Source organism: Bacillus siamensis (assembly GCF_051628075.1).
Classification (GTDB): Bacteria; Bacillota; Bacilli; order Bacillales; family Bacillaceae; genus Bacillus; species Bacillus siamensis.
In genome coordinates, this window is the sequence record NZ_CP155579.1 from 683922 (window position 1) to 701385 (window position 17464).

The window sequence follows — 17464 nt, forward strand, 5'->3', positions numbered from 1 at the left end:
TATGACACCATTTACGATGACGGAAGAGACGGCGGGAGCCTTCCGGGTCACCCCCGCCCGGAAGGATGATACAAAAGAGGTGATGGAGCTGCTCGTGTCAGCGGCGGAATGGCTTCGGGATAAAGGATCAAACCAGTGGAGCGGGCTTTTGCAAGGGGAAGATACCCACAATATGCGGGAGGCGATTGCCAAAGGACATGTTTTTTTATTCAGGCAGAAAGCAGAGTTGGCCGGTGTCGTCATGCTGCTTCCCGAAGCAAGCGAGTGGGACAGACGTCTATGGGGCAATGAAGGACATGGAGAATCCGTATATCTGCATCGGCTGGCGATTAACAGGCGGTTTGCAGGCGCGGGACTCGGCCGGACGATCATGACATGGGCGGAGACGGGGGTGTCTTGTCCGGGAAAAACGAAAATCCGGCTCGATTGCGTGTCTGACAACAAGGCGCTTCAGTCGTTTTACAGCGGGATGGGATACGAATCAAAAGGATTTGCATCAGGTTACCATTTGTTTGAAAAAGAGATGAGCAAATAAAAAGCTCCTCATGACGGAGGTGCAAGAGACATGGGATATTTTTATCTGATCTGTCTGGCCGCGTTTTGTCTTAATTTTGCCGTATCGGCTGTTCTCCGTAAAAAATGGCCGAAAAAGATGTGGCCTGAATGCCTTTTGGCGGTTCTGGGCCTTGCTGCATTCGGTACGGTTGTTTACAGCATTTTCGGTGTCGGCGGCTGGGAAGGGATGGGCCTGGGCCTTGCTGCGATGTTTGCCGGCTTCGGAGCGGCCGTCGGTTATGTTGCTGAGACGTGCGTTCGGGTCGTGAAATCGAATCAAAAACATTAAACTGAGAAACGCGGCTGCGGCTGCGTTTTTTGTGTTTTCGGCCGCTGTATAGAAAACAGGCGGATGTCCATAATGGTAATGACTTTTAAGAAGAAGGTGCAGATATGGGACATTTATTTACAGTGGCTTGGGAATTAGTATGCGGTTTGGGTATTTTATTTGTGATTTTAAAATTGCTCGGAAAAACTCAATTCTCACAGATTACGCCGTTTGATTTTATTTCGGCGCTTATCCTCGGCGAATTGGTCGGAAATGCGGTGTATGATAAAGGCGTCAGGATCGTTGAAATCATTTTTGCTTCTCTGTTATGGGGGATTTTAATCTATTTCATCGAACTGATTACGCAAAAAGTGAAAAGCTCCAGAAAGCTGTTGGAAGGCGAGCCGAACATTGTCATCCATAAAGGAAAACTGAAATATGATGTGCTGAAAAAGAATAAATTAGACATAAATCAGCTGCAGAGCCTTCTCAGACAGGCGAACTGCTTTTCCATACAGGAAGCGGAATATGCGATTTTAGAAACAAACGGGATGGTCAGCGTCCTGCCGAAATTTCCGTACGACACGACGAAAAACGGCGACATGCAAATCAAGCCGAAGCAGGTCTCCTTACCGGTCACACTGATTATTGACGGTGAAGTGCTGCACGAAAATCTGAAAGAAGCCGGGGTGGAAGAAGAACAGCTGATGCAAGACCTGAAAAAGCAAAACATCAAAAAAACGGAGGACGTGTTGTATGCGGAATGGAAGCCCGATAAACCGCTGTTTGTCCTGCCGTATGAGGAGAAAAAATAAAAAGAGCTTTGCCCTGGGGCAAACGCTCTTTATTATTTTCCATGTACGCCTGTTTTAACGGCTTTGACATGATACATACCGACGTCCGTCCCAAGCATGTAATCAGGTTTCGGCTTGCCTTGGTTTGCTTTGTGGGCCGCGATGTGATCTTCGCTTTTTTCCCATTGCTTCCAATGGTCTTCTGACTCCCAGCGGATTAAGACGACGACTTCTTCGTCGCCGCGGCGGACTTTTTTCTCCAGGACTGTTACGTCAATCAAGCCTTCCTGCTTTTCGATCACGCCTTCTGAGCTGAAGCGTTCGATCACTTTATCGGCATGTCCTTCTTTTACGGTCATTTTTCTGATTTGCACGAACATCTGGCATCTCTCCAATCCTTTTCACGCTTTATTCAACATCTTAAATGAAAATAATTCTCAAAGTCAATTGAGATGCCTGACGGATTACGATTTCAGGAGAAAGACATGACCATCCTCATCTTTAAATTGCACGAAGCTGCCCCATTCCATTTGTTTCGGTTCATCTAAAAAGGTGATGCCGTTCTTTTTCATCTGTTCGTATGCGGCAAAGACATCTTCGCATTCAAATACGATTGAAGCCTTCATATGCTCGGCCCCTTTCATCATCGCTTTCGGATAGATAACCAAATGAGTCTCGGCTCCTTTTGGCGCTACTTCAAGCCAGAAGGCATTAGGGCCCATCGGATGTTCGGCGACGGTTTCAAATCCCGCTTTTTCCGTCCAGAATGTTTTTGCTTTTTGCTGATCGTCAGTGTATACGGCGACTGTTGCGATTTTTTTGATCATTTTACTGACCTCCTGTTTCATTTCTTTTATAGTGTGTCCTGCAGGCGAAAAAAGCAACCGAAAGCTTTAATGTGCCGGCTTTTTTTTTATTTCTCTAGTACGATCGGCAATTCCGATTTATAATTTAGACAAAAGGACATATTCTTGAAAGAGGAGACGGCAGTGAACAAAGACCAATTACTTCATGATTATATTATTACACATTCGGCCGAGCTGACGGAAAAATGGCTCAAGCTGAGACGGAAGCTGAGAGGGCATTTTTATTCTGCGGATCAATTAAGTGAGGAAATGAAACGGCTGCTGATCGAGCAGCATACCTTTACGAACACGGCCGTCGCAAGCGCTTTTTTGGAAGACCCGGCTGTTTTTCAGCATAACAAAGAAAAATGGGCCGCACAGGTAGCGAAAAGCAGAGTGGAGCAGGACGCGCAGGTTCACGAGGTCGTTGAAGCGATCGGCAATTCAAGAACCGTCTTTTGGGAAGCGGTCACCCGTTTTATAGATGAGAATCCGGATATCGTAACAAAAGAGGATGTCCGCCGCTGGAATCATCTTGTTAACGGCTCATTTGATCAGCTGATGACGGATTTTACTGAACAGTATCAGACATTAATGATCGCGAGGCTGTCATCTCAGCAGGAGCTTATTTCCGAATTGAGCTGTCCGGTTATTTTAATCGCGGATACGATCGGCACTCTGCCGCTCATCGGCGCGATTGATACGAGACGGGCGCGCGTGATATTGGAGACGGTGCCGGAAAACTGTGTCGCCAAACGGATCACAAACCTTGTGATTGATCTGTCCGGTGTGCCCATTGTCGATACGATGGTGGCGCAGCAATTGTACATGCTGTCGAAAACGTTATTTCTCCTCGGCATCAGAACCGTGTTTTCCGGCATTCGTCCTGATGTGGCACAGACTTCTATCCAATTGGGGCTTGATTTTTCAGCGTATCAAACCTACGGCTCTCTGGAGCAGGCGCTCGCCAGCATGGGTGTCACATGTACTATTGAGGAAACAAAAGTGTGAGAAAAAAAGTGCTCCGGCCAGAGGCGGGGCGCTTTTTTTGTCAGCGGGAAACAATTTAAATATTCAAAAACTTAGTTGACAGCTAGGGATAGTTTGAATTATTCTTATACACATCGAACCGGCACCAATAGCTGATCGTACACAAACGAAAGCTGGCCGTATTGCCCATATCTAATACCGGTATAATGGCCCATCAGTCAACTGAAGGCATATTATTTTCTTTTTTTAAAAAGGAGATAATATGCCTTTTTTTATGCAGAGAGAGGAGAAATCAGGAAAATGAAAAAAATAACGGCATTTTTAGTATTACTATTACTGGCAGGGGCGCTGTCAGCCTGTCAGTCTGAGTCCGGGAGCGCTTCATCAGACGGAAAAACCGTTCAGCTGCTGAATGTATCGTATGATCCGACGCGGGAGCTGTATAAAGAGTATAATCAGGCCTTTTCTTCTTATTGGAAAAAGAAAACGGGTCAAGAGGTAACCGTAAAGCAATCGCACGGAGGTTCGGGGAAACAGGCCAGATCCGTTATAGACGGACTTGACGCTGATGTCGTAACACTTGCTTTGGGCTATGACATTGATTCGATAGCAGAAAAAGCCCATCTCATTGATCAAAACTGGCAGTCCCGTCTGCCGGATCAATCAACTCCTTACACGTCAACCATTGTGTTCTTAGTCAGAAAAGGAAATCCGAAACATATCACTGATTGGGCTGACTTAGCGAAAAAGGGTGTTTCTGTCATTACGCCCAATCCGAAAACATCCGGCGGAGCCAGATGGAACTATTTAGCGGCCTGGGCATATGCGGATGAAACGTATCATCATGACGAAACGAAAATCAAACAGTTTATGAAAGACCTCTACGGCAATGTGGAAGTACTTGATTCAGGGGCGCGGGGGGCAACGACCAGTTTTACAGAAAGAGGGATGGGGGATGTATTGATCGCTTGGGAAAATGAGGCCTATCTCACACTGAAGGAATTCGGCAAGGAAAAGTTTGAGATTGTCAATCCGTCAATCAGCATTCTTGCTGAGCCTCCTGTCTCTGTCGTCGACAAAACGGCGGATAAAAAAGGAACAAAAAAAGCGGCTGAAGCATATTTATCCTATCTCTACAGCAAAAAAGGACAGGAGATCGCCGCGAAGAATTTTTACCGGCCACGCGATAAAGAGGTTCTGAAAAAGTATGAAAAACAATTCCCGCATATCAAAACAGTGACGGTCGAAAAGGAATTCGGCGGCTGGAAAAAAGCGCAGGAAACCCATTTCAATGACGGCGGAACCTTTGACAGCATCTATGGGAAATAGAAAGAGGGAACGATTTATGAGAACGCTGCTTTTCAAAAAAACAAAACCGTCCGTGATTCCGGGTTTCGGATTAACGATGGGATTTACATTTTTATATATGGCCGTTTTGGTTATCGTGCCGCTCTCAATGGTGTTTTTTCAAACCATGTCAATGGGCCCCGGGGACGTCTGGCGTATCATTTCTGAGCCGAGAGCCGCAGCTTCCTATCGTCTGAGCTTCATGACGGCGGGATGCGCCGCTTTGATCAATGCGGTTTTCGGCGTAGTCATCGCCTGGGTGCTGACGAGATATGACTTTCCGGGGAAGAGGCTGGCTGACGGCCTGGTTGATCTGCCTTTTGCACTGCCGACCGCCGTCGCAGGCATCACATTGACGGCAATGTATGCGCCGGACGGCTGGATCGGACAGCTGGTTCCTTTCCGTATCTCGTTTACGCCGATCGGCATTGTCATCGCATTAACGTTTATCGGGCTGCCTTTTGTCGTCAGGATGGTTCAGCCCGTCTTAGAAAGTCTCCAAAAAGAAACGGAAGAAGCATCTGCCTCACTCGGAGCTTCAAAATGGAAAACCTTTCGAAGGGTCATTCTGCCGGAGCTGTTTCCTTCTATTCTATCGGGTTTTGCATTATCCTTTGCCCGCGCTCTCGGGGAGTATGGTTCTGTTGTTTTTATCGCGGGCAATATGCCGTTTAAAACCGAGATTTCCCCGCTGATCATTATGACGAAACTAGAGCAGTACGATTATGCCGGGGCAACGGCTGTTGCGGCAGTCATGCTTGTCATCACATTTTTCATTTTATTCATCATCAATGGATTGCAATGGCTCACCGCGAGAAAATATGCAGGAAGGTAGGGGATATGCCATGCAGCTGGAAACAGCCAAAACAGCCGCGCCAAAGCGGGAGATACGGGAATCACCCGTTGTGAAATGGGTGCTGATCTCAGCGGTTCTGCTCTTTTTGTCCATATTTTTAATCATGCCGCTTGCATTTATATTTATTGAAGCTTTTAAAAAGGGGGCGGAGGCCTATATCCTCTTTGTCACGCATCCGGATTCCCTTGCCGCGATGAAATTGACGCTCCTCGTCGTTTTCATCACGGTTCCGCTGAATACGCTGTTCGGCGTCGCCGCGGCGTGGGCTGTGACCAAATATGAATTCAGGGGGAAAAGTCTGTTTATGACACTGATTGATCTGCCGTTTGCCGTGTCTCCGGTAATCGCGGGCTTAATCTTTGTTCTTTTGTTCGGGCTTCACGGCTGGCTTGGTCCATTTTTACTTGATCACCAGATAAAAATCGTATTCGCCGTCCCGGGAATCGTGCTTGCATCCTTGTTTGTGACGCTCCCTTTCATCGCCCGGGAATTAATACCGCTTATGCAAAGCTTGGGAAATGCTGAAGAAGAAGCGTCCGTCACCCTTGGTGCTGGAGGCTGGAGAACGTTTTGGCATGTCACGCTTCCTAATATCAAATGGGGGCTAATCTACGGGGTGATTTTAAGCACGGCCCGGACAATCGGCGAATTCGGCGCCGTTTCAGTCGTTTCCGGCCATATCAGGGGTGTTACTAACACGCTCCCGCTTCATATCGAAATTTTGTACAACGAATATCAGTTTACGGCCGCTTTTGCGGTGGCTTCTGTCATGTCGGTTTTTGCGATTGTGACACTGTTTTTGAAAAACATCATTGAATGGAAAGCCGGTTATCGCTCTGCCAAAGCCGGGTGAGGAAGGAGTCATTATGGAGATTACGATCGACAGTATTTCTAAGCATTACGGAAACTATCAGGCATTGCGGGATATTAATCTTCACGTCAATAATGGCGAGCTGGTCGCACTTCTCGGCCCGTCAGGCTCAGGCAAAACGTCATTGCTGAGAGTTATTGCCGGCCTTGAGCAGGCGGATGGGGGGCGTGTCCTGTTCGGAAGACAAGATGTGACAAATACGCATGTGAAAAGCAGACGTGTCGGTTTTGTGTTTCAGCACTATGCGTTATTCAGCAAGATGACAATCTTTGAAAATGTCGCCTACGGATTAAAAGTCCGTCCGCGAAAGCAGCGCCCTGCAAAAAAAGAAATTGCCGAAAAGGTCAGAGAGCTTCTCGCTCTTGTAAAACTGGAACCTTATGAAAAGCGCTACCCTTCGCAGCTGTCAGGCGGACAAAGGCAGAGAGCTGCCCTCGCACGCGCCTTGGCCGTAGAACCGAAAATTTTGCTTTTGGATGAACCGTTCGGCGCGCTCGACGCAAAAGTAAGAAAAGAATTAAGACAATGGCTCAGGCGGCTTCATGATGAATTCAGCATGACAAGTATTTTCGTCACTCACGACCAGGAAGAAGCACTTGATGTGGCTGACCGGATCATCATCATGAATGAAGGCGTGATTGAACAGATCGGAACGCCGCAGGAGGTCTATGATTACCCCGCAAACCCTTTTGTGTACGACTTTCTTGGCAGTGTCAATGTATTTGAAGGAAAAGTGGAAGGCGGAAAGCTGATCACCGGAAATGCGGTATTACCTGTCGGGCATGCTGATCAGGACAGGGGGATCGCTTATGTGAGGCCCCATCATTTTACCGTAGAAAAAAATCCGTCCGGTCTGAATTCGTTTGAAGTAAAGGCGGCGCATATCCGCGCCATCGGGCCGTCCGTCAGAGTGGAAGCCGTCCGTACTGACACAGGCCAGCATTTGGAGATTGAGCTTTCAAAGGAGCAATATGACGACTTGGGGGCCGGTGTCGGTGACACAGTTTATGTCAAAGCGAAGGAAGTGAAAGTATTCGCAACGAAATCATATCCAAAAATCGTGTAAATGTTATTGATTTTTGGAGGGAAACATAATAGTATAATTATATATTTCTTATCAGAATAGTATGAATTAAAAACCATTGTCTTCAAGACGAACGGCCAGACATAAAGGGGGAGCATGATGACGTCCAAAGGAAACGTAGATCCGCATGTGGTTGAAAAGATTATCAGTGCGCTGGAAACGATCGATTTCGGGACTGTTCAGATTACGGTTCATAATTCCCAAGTGACACAAATTGATAAGGTGGAGAAATATCGATTTTCCCTGAAGAGCAAAGAAGTAAAACAATCTTAAAAAACGGCCAATGACAGGAGGCGGTACATATGAAGCATTCAACTGTTCCTTTCCGGGAGAGCCGGTATCTGCACCTGCCCGAAGTGCGCTTTCTGCATTGGTGCACGAAGCAGTACGGCATAAATAAAGGCGTGCTGAATACAATTGACGGATGGTTTTATGATGCGGGCATCATTCCCATTCCCGTCAGGCGCCTTTATGTGCTGGCGTTTCTCGATTATGCGAAAACGCCGGGACAGAAGGGGAATATCCGATTCGGGCACGGCGGATTGACGAAAAAACTGCATGATTTCATGAATATGCAGGAGTGTGCAGCAAAACGCCAGGCCTGATATCCTTAAAATCTTCTTAAAATCATGCAAATTTCTCCCATTTTATTTATAATAGACCTATCACAATCATTTTTTGGGAGGACTTTTGACATGCAAACTGCTGCTTATGAGAGCAAACAATCTATTATGCAGCGCATTATAACGGTATTTGTGTTTACGCTGTTAGTTGCGACAATCGGCCTGTATACCGGCCAGTTCATTCCGCCGGCATTGATGCTGCCGCTGTCGATCTTAGAGGTCGTCATGATCTTCGCGGCGTTTTGGCTGCGCCGAAAAAAAGCCGTCGGATATGCGTTTGTGTTTTCATTCGCTTTTATTTCCGGAGTGACGCTGTTTCCGATTATCAGCCATTATGCGTCCGCAGCGGGCGCCTATGTCGTATTGGAGGCATTCGGCTCTTCGTTTGTGATTTTTGCGGTGCTCGGCACGATCGGCGCTAAGACGAAAAAGGACTTGTCGTTTTTATGGTCCTTCTTGCTTGTCGCTGTTATCGCGCTTCTCGCGGTGGGGATCTTTAATATTTTCAGCCCGCTGAATTCCGCCGCCATGATGGCGTATTCCGTCATCGGAACGATTGTGTTTTCAATGTACATCTTATACGACCTGAACCAGATCAAACACCGTGACATCACGGCGGATCTGATCCCTTTGATGGCATTGACGCTTTATATCGACTTTATCAACCTGTTTATCAACCTGCTTCGATTTTTCGGGATTTTAAACAGTGATGATTAACCGCGCGAAAAAGGCGCCCTTCTAAAGGGGCGCCTTTTATGTTCTGCCGCCGGAAAACAGCAGAATCTTATCAAATAATACTTCAAGCATTTTTGTGAAGGCCACTTTTTCTTCAGCGGTGAAGTTTTCCATGACACCTGAAATTTTAGAAAAGTGGCCGGGGAGGAACAGCATCAGCTTTTCTTTTCCTTCCTTTGTGAGCTCGATGCTGATTTTTCGTCTGTCGCCGGTATGCCGGCTGCGGTTTACAAAGCCGTCCCGTGCGAGTCCGTCGATCAATCCGGTGATGGTCGCTTTGGTGACGTTGGATTTTTTTGCCAGCTCCGTCGGACTCAGGCTGCGGCCGGGTGCGTCAAACAGAAACATTAAAATTTTGAATTTGCCTTCTGACAATCCGTGACTTGAGAAATAATGCTCCATGACATGATTCATTTTTTTCGCCATATCAAATAAAGTCAAAAATGTTTTCAATGAGTCAGCGTCCATATCGGCGTAAATCTCAGCGTGTCCGGCAATCTGCGAGTAATCCGGCAAATCTCTCAATTCCATTTTGTAAGCCTCCGTACATTTTTGTGATTCAAAGTATAAGCTTGCCGGATTCAAAAGGCAACTTATAAAGATTGACAGTTTTTCAGCCTATATAGTAAGGTGGCTAATAGTTAATGGATAGTAAACAAATAGAGAAGGCGGTATCGTGATGAACCATGAAGTGAAGAAGATCATCATAGCGGGCGGAGGGATCGGCGGCTTGTCTGCAGCGATTTCTCTCGGGAGAGCGGGTTTTGAAGTGACCCTTTGCGAGGCGGCGTCCGATATGCGAAAAAGCGGAGCGGGCATTCTCCAGCCTCAAAATGCGCTGCGGGTGCTGAGGGAAATCGGTGTGTATGAAGAATGCTGCCAACACGGCTTTCAAACGGGATGGCTGAAGCAGCATGATGAAAACGGAACGCTGCTGTTTAAAGTAAGTGAGGCGTTTTTAGATGATTCATTGCCTGGGAGGAATAATATACTTCGGCAAGCCTTAAATGATGTCCTCAGAAAGCATGCTGAAGCGGCGGGGGTTACGATTCTGCTCGGTAAAAAAGTCGTATCTTACGAAGAAACAGCAGATGAAATAACGGTGCATTTCGCAGAAGGAACCGCGATGACGGCTGACATTCTCGCCGGTTTTGACGGCATCCGCTCTGCTGTCCGTGATCAAATGCTGCAAAGAGAAGTGAAAACGGAGTATCTCGGCATGGGGGCGCACAGATTTTACATCTCTTTTCCCGAGCCGATATTTCATGATTCAACACTGATGTATAAAAAAGGGCAGACGCAGGTCGGGGTCGTGCCGCTGTCCGAAAAAACAGGATACGTATTTATCATCCGGCCGTATGACGCTGGCTTCAGGGATGATGAGGACACGCGTTTTGAACGGGTGAAAGACTTGCTGCGCGGATTTCCGGGAGTGAAGTTTGTGACAGAAAATATGTCAAAGGAATATCCCGTTTTGTTTCATAAGGTTGAGCAGATGGCGGTCAAAGAGCCGTGGCACAGAGGCCGCGTCGTTCTGGGCGGGGATGCCGTCCATGCAGGAGCGCCGACATTGGCGCAGGGCGCGGCGATGGCGATTGAAGACGCGATCGTGCTTAGTGAAGAACTGCAAAAGCACAAAAACCATGAAACTGCATGTCAGGCATACTTCGAACGACGGGCGGAGCGGGCTTTACGGGTGCAGAATCTCTCATCTGAAATCGTCCGCCGCGAGATAAAGGGAACGCCCGGCGTCCAAGACATCATCGGTGAATGCTATCGATTGCTCAAAGAGCCTTATTAAATAGAGAAAGTCCAGAACATGGCGTCTGGACTTTTTGTCAGTCTTGTTCAGATTTATTCCGTATCTTTAATATATTTATGACTTTGTTAATGTTAATAAAGTCTTGAAACACCCTTAGTATTTAATTTATAATAATTTAAGTGTAAATGGAAATGATTTATATGGGAATTATTATATATTAAATGCTCTTTAATGAGTATTTATGGGAATGAGAGGATAAAATGGCTGAACCTATCTCTATTAGAAATGTAATAAATAAAGTAGTATCAGGAGAAATAAGAATTCCCTCTTTTCAACGGGACTATGTTTGGACGTCGGAACAAGTGGCTTTTCTATTAGACAGTTTATATAAAGGTATTCCTATTGGTAATATATTTCTTTGGAAAACGAGTGAAAAATTAAAGATTGAGAAGGATTTTGGGAACTTTATTCTTCCAGAACCTGAAAAAGATTATCCAATTAAATATGTGTTAGATGGACAGCAACGTTTAACATCACTATTTACAGTTTTTCAAAGTTTGATTGAACCTACAAAACAGAATCATAATTGGTCTGATATTTATTTTGATTACACAGCGGATGAAAACATTCAGGAAAGTCTTTTTATCCCCCTTGCACCAGAAGAAGTTGATCTAAATAAACATTTTCCAATGAATGCAATGTTCGATTCTGTCAAATACCGAAAGGCCACAGCAGAAATAAACTTAGATTTTTTGGAAGTGATTGACAAAGTTCAAGAAAAATTTAAAGAGGTTATGCTTCCTGTTCAAGAGATTGAAACTGAGGACAAAGGTAAGGTAGCTATTGTATTCGAAAGAATAAATAGAGCAGGAACGGAGTTAAATACATTCCAATTATTAACGGCGTGGACATGGAGTTCAGAGTTTGATCTGCAAGAAGAGATAGAAAAGTTAGTCGATGATCTCGATGAATTTGGATTTGGAGAGATTTCGGAAGACAAAGACCTTCTGTTAAGGTGTTGTAGTGGAGTGATCTTAGGAGAAGCTTCACCACTTTCTATAATGTCTTTAAATGGGGAAGAAGTTAGAAAGAATTTCGAAAAAATAAAAAATGGAATAAAAGGTACAATCGATTTTCTACAAAGGGAATTAAATATAGAATCAATAAAAATAATGCCATATACTTCAATGATTGTTAGTCTAACAAGGTTCTTTGCGTCGGATAAAAAAAATGGTAATCTATACAGTGATAAGCAAAGACGTGAATTGTTAAGGTGGTTCTGGAGATCGTGTTTCTCCCGTCGATATTCAAGTGGTGTCACACAGAAACACAAACAGGATCTATTAGCAATGGATGAATTAAGAAAAGATGAGAATAGAAAAATATCAGGGTTTGAATGTGAAGTGTATGAAAGCTTTTTTAACGAAAATCAATTTAATTTAGGCTCTGTAAACACAAAAACTTACATAATTGCGTTAGCAAGTAAAAAACCTTCATCATTTATATCTGGAGCAAAAGTTGATTTAAGAAGAGTATTGAAAAATACTAGTAGAACCGAGTTTCATCATATATTCCCTAAAAATTTCTTAAAAAATTCAGGTAAGAATAATAAAGAAATTAATGTTTTAGCAAACCTTTGTTTTCTTAACAATGCAGATAATCAAAAAATTAAAGATAAGTCACCTAATTCATACAAGGATTTATTACCATCGGATCGCCTTCAAGATATTTTAACGTCCCATTTATGTCCAAAGAATATGTTTGATTTAGATTATGACCAATTCATAAGACTACGTGCTAAAATTTTAACGGATTATGTCAAAGAATTAACCAGATAAATATCAATTTATAAAAGTAGAATGCTTAATATAGCACTCTACTTTTTATTTTTTAAAGTCTCTGTTTTCAAGAGTCTTTTGTTATCCGTTCAATCACCTCATGCAGCCCCTCAGGCTTGTGAAACTCCACCGGCGAACTGCCTTTTTCAAACGAGATTGTTTCCGCCTCAATGAGCGCGACATAGCGCCCGTTTATTTTTGCGAGATGGATGGTTTCGCCGAAATCGGCCAGCAATCCTTTAATCTCTGTTTCTCCGACTTTCATTTTCAGCTCGGCTTCCGGCGTGTGTTCAATGATCTGCGCAGATGCCTCGATGACTTGATGGGTGTCGAGGCGCTCCTGAATTTCCCGCTTTTCACTCGCTTCCCAAATTTCAATGTCGTGCTCAAACTGCTGAAGCTCTTCGCTGTTTTCTTCAAAAGTTTCATACACGTGCTCCTGCACCATGTTCATGACTTGGTTTTTCATGATTTCCGGCATCGATTCGCCGTATTCGACAAATTTGAGAAAGTCCTCAAAATAACGGGCATGCGAGGCTTGGTGGATTTTCAGCTCGTGCTCTTCCGTCATGCCTTCTTCCGGCATATACGGATATTGAATGCTTTTCATGTTTTTTGTTGTGATGGCCATTTCGACCTTTTTAATGAGAGATGAAGCGTCTGAGATCCGGGCGACTTTCGGCTCGAAATCGCATTTCATCATAAAGACGAACTTGTCCTCAAAATATTTACGCGGCACGGCCGATGCCACGATAAAAACACCGCCGCGAACGGCGCTCGTGTCCAGATAAGTGCGGACGAACTGCTCGCTTGCTTCGATAAATGCGTCCTTCGTGTCCGCAAGTCTGGCACGGTTGAAAAGGTTGTAATTCGGATTTGAATCAAGCTCATGACCCGGCTCCGTGATAAAATGGCCGATTTTTGTGGGGACTTGCTCGGATTGCGGATGCCGTTCGGCTTTCCGTTTGACGATTTTCTTCAATTCCCCGTCAAGAAAATCCTTCAGCTCGCTTTCTTCAAATTCTTCCGTATCAAGCGTCTGGAAATGTTTGAACTGTTTGTTTGCCTGTTCGTCTTTTCCTTCCACTTGAATGACATAAAACGATAAAAACTTGATTTCAAAATCCATATATGAACTCACCTTATTTCTGTATTTGACAAGCCTCTCCAGTATAGAAAAAACCGTTAATGATCGTCAATGAGGATTGCCCGCTCTGGCGGATAATCGGCGGGTGAAAAGGGCACTGTAGTTGGAAGAAACGCATTCCGTTTAAGAAAGGGTGTTATTCATGAAGGAAACAAGTCCGATTCCGCAGCCAAAGACGTTCGGCCCGCTCGGAAATCTTCCTTTGCTTGATAAAGACAAGCCCACCATGTCGCTTCTCAAACTGGCAAATGAGCAGGGGCCTATTTTTCAGCTGCATACGCCGGCGGGCACGATTATCGTCGTGTCCGGCCATGAACTGGTGAAAGAGGTGTGTGATGAAGAACGGTTCGATAAAAGCATTGAAGGGGCTTTGGAGAAAGTCCGCGCGTTTGCCGGTGACGGGCTGTTTACAAGCTGGACGCATGAGCCTAACTGGCGAAAGGCGCATCATATTCTGATGCCGACCTTCAGCCAGCGCGCGATGAAAGATTATCATGCAATGATGACGGATATCGCGGTGCAGCTGATTCAAAAATGGGCAAGGCTGAACCCGGATGAGGCCGTTGATGTGCCTGCCGATATGACCCGGCTGACGCTCGATACGATCGGGCTGTGCGGTTTTAACTATCGGTTTAACAGCTATTACAGGGAAACGCCTCATCCGTTTATCAACAGCATGGTGCGCGCCCTTGATGAAGCGATGCACCAAATGCAGCGCCTTGATGTTCAGGATAAGCTCATGATCAGAACGAAGCGCCAATTTCATCATGACATTCAGGCGATGTTTTCGTTAGTAGACAGTATTATCGCAGAGCGTAAGTCAGACGGCGGCCGGGATGAAAAGGATCTGCTGGCCAGAATGCTGAATGTGGAAGACCCGGAAACAGGCGACAAACTTGACGATGAAAATATCCGGTTTCAAATCATCACGTTTTTAATTGCCGGCCATGAAACGACAAGCGGCCTGCTTTCTTTTGCCATCTACTTTCTGCTGAAGCATCCCCGTGTTTTGGAAAAAGCCTATGAGGAAGCCGATCGGGTATTGACCGATCCCGTTCCTTCATATAAACAAGTGCTGGATCTTACTTATATCCGGATGATTTTGCAGGAGTCATTGCGCTTATGGCCGACCGCGCCTGCGTTCAGTCTTTATGCGAAAGAGGATACGGTGATTGGCGGGAAATATCCGATCACGGCAAAAGACAGAATTTCCGTCTTAATTCCTCAGCTTCATCGTGATAAAGAGGCGTGGGGAGACAATGCGGAGGAATTTTATCCGGAGCGGTTTGAAGATCCGGATCAAGTGCCCCACCATGCGTACAAGCCGTTCGGAAACGGTCAGAGGGCGTGTATCGGTATGCAGTTCGCCCTGCACGAAGCAACTCTTGTTCTGGGGATGATTCTTCAGCATTTTACCTTTACAGACCACACCGATTATGAGCTCGATATTAAACAAACATTAACGCTCAAGCCCGGCGATTTTCATATTCGGGTGCGGCCGCGAAACAAAGAAGCCGTTTCGGCTGCTCTCCCGGCGGCTGAAAAACCGGGGGAAGGTGTCAAAAAAGAAAAACAGGAGACAAAAGGCGCTTCCATCATCGGACTTGATAACCGTCCGCTTCTGATTCTGTACGGCTCAGATACGGGAACTGCAGAAGGCGTGGCGCGGGAGCTTGCCGATACTGCCGGGATGCACGGCGTCCGGACTGAAACAGCGCCCTTGAATGACCGGATCGGAAAACTGCCGAAAGAAGGAGCGCTCTTGATCATTACATCCTCTTATAACGGAAAGCCTCCGAGCAACGCGGGGCAATTCGTGCAATGGCTTGAAGAAGTCAAAACCGGGGAACTGAAAGGCGTCCGATATGCCGTCTTCGGCTGCGGTGACCATAACTGGGCGGCGACATATCAGGCCGTTCCGAGACTGATTGATGAAAAACTTGCCGAAAAAGGGGCGGAACGCTTTTCTGCCCGCGGCGAAGGGGATGTCAGCGGCGATTTTGAAGGAAAGCTTGATGAATGGAAAAAAAGGATGTGGGCGGACGCCATGAAAGCGTTCGATCTCAAGCTGAATGAAAATGCCGAAAAAGAGCGGAGTACGCTGGGCCTTCAATTTGTGAGCGGGCTTGGCGGCTCCCCTTTGGCACAGACGTATGAAGCGGTTTACGCATCCGTTGCGGTAAACAGGGAGCTTCAGGCGCCGGAAAGCGGCCGGAGCACAAGGCATATTGAAATCATTCTGCCGAAAGAGGCTGCTTACAACGAGGGGGATCATCTCGGCGTGCTGCCTGTAAACAGCAAAGAGCAGGTCGGCCGTGTTCTCCGCCGGTATAATCTGAACGGGAACGACCAAGTGCTGCTGACGGCCAGCGGACAGAGCGCGGCTCATCTCCCGCTCGATCGGCCGGTCAGGCTGCACGATCTTCTGAGCAGCTGTGTCGAATTGCAGGAAGCAGCATCAAGGGCGCAAATCCGGGAAATGGCCGCTTATACGGTCTGCCCGCCGCACAAACGGGAATTGGAAGATTTACTCGGAGAGGGCGTCTATCAGGAGCAAATCTTAACATTACGCGTCTCAATGCTCGATCTCCTTGAAAAATATGAAGCGTGTGAACTGCCGTTTGAGCGATTTCTGGAGCTTTTGCGTCCGCTGAAGCCGCGTTATTATTCGATTTCCAGCTCACCGCGGAAACATCCCGGGCAGGCTTCAATTACCGTCGGTGTCGTTCGCGGCCCCGCCCGGAGCGGTTTGGGGGAGTATCGCGGAGTCGCTTCGAATTATTTGGCGGAACGCAGACCTGAGGATGGTATCGTGATGTTTGTCCGCACTCCGGAAACAAGGTTCCGGCTGCCCGAAGACCCGGGAAAACCGATTATTATGGTCGGTCCCGGCACAGGAGTCGCCCCCTTCCGCGGTTTTCTGCAGGCACGCGCGGCGTTAAAAGAAGAAGGGAAAGAGCTGGGGGAAGCTCATCTGTATTTCGGATGCAGAAACGATCATGATTTTATTTACCGTGATGAGCTTGAAGGTTATGAAAAAGACGGAGTCGTGACGCTTCATACGGCGTTTTCACGCAAAGAAGGCGTGCCGAAAACGTATGTGCAGCACGTCATGACGGAGGATGCCGAAGCTTTAATTTCAATCCTTGACCGGGGAGGGCACCTCTACGTATGCGGCGATGGAAGCAAAATGGCGCCTGATGTAGAGGCAGCACTGCAAAAAGCGTATCAGTCGGTTCACGAAACAGATGCACAGCAAGCGCAAGAATGGCTTTTGGATCTCCAAACAAAGGGCATTTACGCAAAAGATGTCTGGGCCGGCATTTGACCGATTTGATGAAAAGGACTGGATGACTCCAGTCCTTTTTTTGCATCGGCCGAAAAAAATATTCAAGTTTTTCAATCCCTTTGCATACAATAACTTCAGCCCGCCTGTGGGGCGGCTGCCTTTGATATTCATTTTTCGTTTTTAAGTAGTTTGTGGTATTCTTATATTTGGTATCTCCTAGTTTCAGACTGGGTCTGAAACGGTACCTTTTAATGCCAGAAAAAAATGTGAAACGAAGAACGGATATCCTGCGTCTAATGGCTGGCGGGATAAGATGTTCAATGGGCATGACACGAATGATAAATATATCGTTTATTAAAATGGTGTGTTTATGGGGCTGTGTGATGCTTTCGTTTTGCTCGGAAAGCAGGAATTGAAGCAAAAAGTAAGAATACAGATTTAAAGTGTTTAGGAAAGTAGA

18 protein-coding genes are annotated in these 17464 nt (G+C 46.2%); 14 read left to right on the top strand and 4 right to left on the bottom strand.

Translation table 11 applies throughout. From position 1 onward, the window contains the following. Window position 1 precedes the first annotated feature (1 nt). The 3 genes from ABDB98_RS03570 to ABDB98_RS03580 all read left to right on the top strand — a co-directional run bounded on the left by ABDB98_RS03570 (window position 2) and on the right by ABDB98_RS03580 (window position 1638). Window positions 2-535: a GNAT family N-acetyltransferase gene (locus ABDB98_RS03570; protein WP_438421382.1), complete on the top strand. Its 534-nt coding sequence runs from the start codon at window positions 2-4 to the stop codon at window positions 533-535. Window positions 536-565: 30 nt separating this feature from the next. After that, window positions 566-844, top strand: a complete 279-nt coding sequence (locus ABDB98_RS03575) for a YesK-like family protein (RefSeq protein ID WP_045927134.1) — start codon at window positions 566-568, stop codon at window positions 842-844. Window positions 845-948: 104 nt separating this feature from the next. After that, complete coding sequence (locus ABDB98_RS03580) at window positions 949-1638, top strand: YetF domain-containing protein (RefSeq protein ID WP_045927133.1); 690 nt, start codon at window positions 949-951, stop codon at window positions 1636-1638. A gap of 32 nt (window positions 1639-1670) precedes the next feature. Here the strand turns inward: ABDB98_RS03580 and hmoA are convergent, their stop codons facing one another. Both hmoA and ABDB98_RS03590 read right to left on the bottom strand, forming a co-directional pair. Then, window positions 1671-1997 (bottom strand): heme-degrading oxygenase HmoA, encoded by a 327-nt coding sequence (gene hmoA / locus ABDB98_RS03585; RefSeq protein WP_016936945.1) that lies wholly within the window; start codon window positions 1995-1997, stop codon window positions 1671-1673. A gap of 84 nt (window positions 1998-2081) precedes the next feature. Continuing rightward, entirely contained in the window at window positions 2082-2444 is a 363-nt protein-coding gene (locus ABDB98_RS03590) for a VOC family protein (protein ID WP_060963375.1), read from the bottom strand. A gap of 162 nt (window positions 2445-2606) precedes the next feature. Here ABDB98_RS03590 and ABDB98_RS03595 point away from each other — a divergent pair, with 162 nt between their 5' ends. The 8 genes from ABDB98_RS03595 to ABDB98_RS03630 all read left to right on the top strand — a co-directional run bounded on the left by ABDB98_RS03595 (window position 2607) and on the right by ABDB98_RS03630 (window position 8950). Beyond that, window positions 2607-3473, top strand: coding sequence for an STAS domain-containing protein (locus tag ABDB98_RS03595; protein ID WP_438421383.1), 867 nt, complete (start codon window positions 2607-2609; stop codon window positions 3471-3473). A gap of 279 nt (window positions 3474-3752) precedes the next feature. After that, the gene (locus ABDB98_RS03600; protein WP_438421384.1) at window positions 3753-4781 is read left to right on the top strand and encodes a sulfate ABC transporter substrate-binding protein; all 1029 of its coding nucleotides are present in this window, start codon (window positions 3753-3755) and stop codon (window positions 4779-4781) included. A gap of 16 nt (window positions 4782-4797) precedes the next feature. Beyond that, window positions 4798-5634 carry a sulfate ABC transporter permease subunit CysT gene (cysT, locus tag ABDB98_RS03605; protein WP_049628050.1) on the top strand — a complete coding sequence of 279 codons (837 nt, stop codon included), beginning with the start codon at window positions 4798-4800 and terminating at the stop codon, window positions 5632-5634. A 10-nt stretch (window positions 5635-5644) separates the two neighbouring features. Then, window positions 5645-6508: a sulfate ABC transporter permease subunit CysW gene (gene cysW / locus ABDB98_RS03610; protein WP_438421385.1), complete on the top strand. Its 864-nt coding sequence runs from the start codon at window positions 5645-5647 to the stop codon at window positions 6506-6508. A gap of 13 nt (window positions 6509-6521) precedes the next feature. Further along, a complete protein-coding gene (locus ABDB98_RS03615; protein ID WP_438421386.1) occupies window positions 6522-7592 on the top strand; it encodes a sulfate/molybdate ABC transporter ATP-binding protein in 1071 nt (356 codons plus the stop codon). Between the two features lie 117 nt (window positions 7593-7709). Beyond that, a complete protein-coding gene (locus tag ABDB98_RS03620) occupies window positions 7710-7883 on the top strand; it encodes a YezD family protein (protein ID WP_082761615.1) in 174 nt (57 codons plus the stop codon). Between the two features lie 29 nt (window positions 7884-7912). After that, window positions 7913-8215: a hypothetical protein gene (locus ABDB98_RS03625; RefSeq protein ID WP_045927129.1), complete on the top strand. Its 303-nt coding sequence runs from the start codon at window positions 7913-7915 to the stop codon at window positions 8213-8215. A 90-nt stretch (window positions 8216-8305) separates the two neighbouring features. After that, a complete protein-coding gene (locus tag ABDB98_RS03630) occupies window positions 8306-8950 on the top strand; it encodes a Bax inhibitor-1/YccA family protein (protein ID WP_060963372.1) in 645 nt (214 codons plus the stop codon). A 36-nt stretch (window positions 8951-8986) separates the two neighbouring features. Here ABDB98_RS03630 and ABDB98_RS03635 read toward each other — a convergent pair whose 3' ends face one another. Next, a complete protein-coding gene (locus ABDB98_RS03635; RefSeq protein ID WP_438421387.1) occupies window positions 8987-9499 on the bottom strand; it encodes a MarR family transcriptional regulator in 513 nt (170 codons plus the stop codon). A gap of 148 nt (window positions 9500-9647) precedes the next feature. Here ABDB98_RS03635 and ABDB98_RS03640 point away from each other — a divergent pair, with 148 nt between their 5' ends. Both ABDB98_RS03640 and ABDB98_RS03645 read left to right on the top strand, forming a co-directional pair. Further along, window positions 9648-10769, top strand: coding sequence for an FAD-dependent oxidoreductase (locus ABDB98_RS03640; RefSeq protein ID WP_438422109.1), 1122 nt, complete (start codon window positions 9648-9650; stop codon window positions 10767-10769). Between the two features lie 221 nt (window positions 10770-10990). Then, the gene (locus ABDB98_RS03645) at window positions 10991-12568 is read left to right on the top strand and encodes a GmrSD restriction endonuclease domain-containing protein (RefSeq protein ID WP_438421388.1); all 1578 of its coding nucleotides are present in this window, start codon (window positions 10991-10993) and stop codon (window positions 12566-12568) included. Between the two features lie 67 nt (window positions 12569-12635). Here ABDB98_RS03645 and ABDB98_RS03650 read toward each other — a convergent pair whose 3' ends face one another. After that, window positions 12636-13697 (bottom strand): DUF3900 domain-containing protein, encoded by a 1062-nt coding sequence (locus ABDB98_RS03650; protein WP_438421389.1) that lies wholly within the window; start codon window positions 13695-13697, stop codon window positions 12636-12638. A 160-nt stretch (window positions 13698-13857) separates the two neighbouring features. On the opposite strand from ABDB98_RS03650, the gene ABDB98_RS03655 reads away from it, so the two are divergent. Beyond that, window positions 13858-17043 (top strand): bifunctional cytochrome P450/NADPH--P450 reductase, encoded by a 3186-nt coding sequence (locus tag ABDB98_RS03655; RefSeq protein ID WP_438421390.1) that lies wholly within the window; start codon window positions 13858-13860, stop codon window positions 17041-17043. Window positions 17044-17464: the final 421 nt, after the last annotated feature.

Excerpts from the sequence above, each read along its gene's own strand:
- ABDB98_RS03570 (WP_438421382.1), top strand. The coding sequence starts at position 2 with ATGACACCATTTACGATGACGGAAGAGACGGCGGGAGCCTTCCGGGTC.
- ABDB98_RS03575 (WP_045927134.1), top strand. The coding sequence starts at position 566 with ATGGGATATTTTTATCTGATCTGTCTGGCCGCGTTTTGTCTTAATTTT.
- ABDB98_RS03580 (WP_045927133.1), top strand. The coding sequence starts at position 949 with ATGGGACATTTATTTACAGTGGCTTGGGAATTAGTATGCGGTTTGGGT.
- hmoA (WP_016936945.1), bottom strand. The coding sequence starts at position 1,997 with ATGTTCGTGCAAATCAGAAAAATGACCGTAAAAGAAGGACATGCCGAT.
- ABDB98_RS03590 (WP_060963375.1), bottom strand. The coding sequence starts at position 2,444 with ATGATCAAAAAAATCGCAACAGTCGCCGTATACACTGACGATCAGCAA.
- ABDB98_RS03600 (WP_438421384.1), top strand. The coding sequence starts at position 3,753 with ATGAAAAAAATAACGGCATTTTTAGTATTACTATTACTGGCAGGGGCG.
- cysT (WP_049628050.1), top strand. The coding sequence starts at position 4,798 with ATGAGAACGCTGCTTTTCAAAAAAACAAAACCGTCCGTGATTCCGGGT.
- cysW (WP_438421385.1), top strand. The coding sequence starts at position 5,645 with ATGCAGCTGGAAACAGCCAAAACAGCCGCGCCAAAGCGGGAGATACGG.
- ABDB98_RS03615 (WP_438421386.1), top strand. The coding sequence starts at position 6,522 with ATGGAGATTACGATCGACAGTATTTCTAAGCATTACGGAAACTATCAG.
- ABDB98_RS03620 (WP_082761615.1), top strand. The coding sequence starts at position 7,710 with ATGACGTCCAAAGGAAACGTAGATCCGCATGTGGTTGAAAAGATTATC.
- ABDB98_RS03625 (WP_045927129.1), top strand. The coding sequence starts at position 7,913 with ATGAAGCATTCAACTGTTCCTTTCCGGGAGAGCCGGTATCTGCACCTG.
- ABDB98_RS03630 (WP_060963372.1), top strand. The coding sequence starts at position 8,306 with ATGCAAACTGCTGCTTATGAGAGCAAACAATCTATTATGCAGCGCATT.
- ABDB98_RS03635 (WP_438421387.1), bottom strand. The coding sequence starts at position 9,499 with ATGGAATTGAGAGATTTGCCGGATTACTCGCAGATTGCCGGACACGCT.
- ABDB98_RS03640 (WP_438422109.1), top strand. The coding sequence starts at position 9,648 with ATGAACCATGAAGTGAAGAAGATCATCATAGCGGGCGGAGGGATCGGC.
- ABDB98_RS03645 (WP_438421388.1), top strand. The coding sequence starts at position 10,991 with ATGGCTGAACCTATCTCTATTAGAAATGTAATAAATAAAGTAGTATCA.
- ABDB98_RS03650 (WP_438421389.1), bottom strand. The coding sequence starts at position 13,697 with ATGGATTTTGAAATCAAGTTTTTATCGTTTTATGTCATTCAAGTGGAA.
- ABDB98_RS03655 (WP_438421390.1), top strand. The coding sequence starts at position 13,858 with ATGAAGGAAACAAGTCCGATTCCGCAGCCAAAGACGTTCGGCCCGCTC.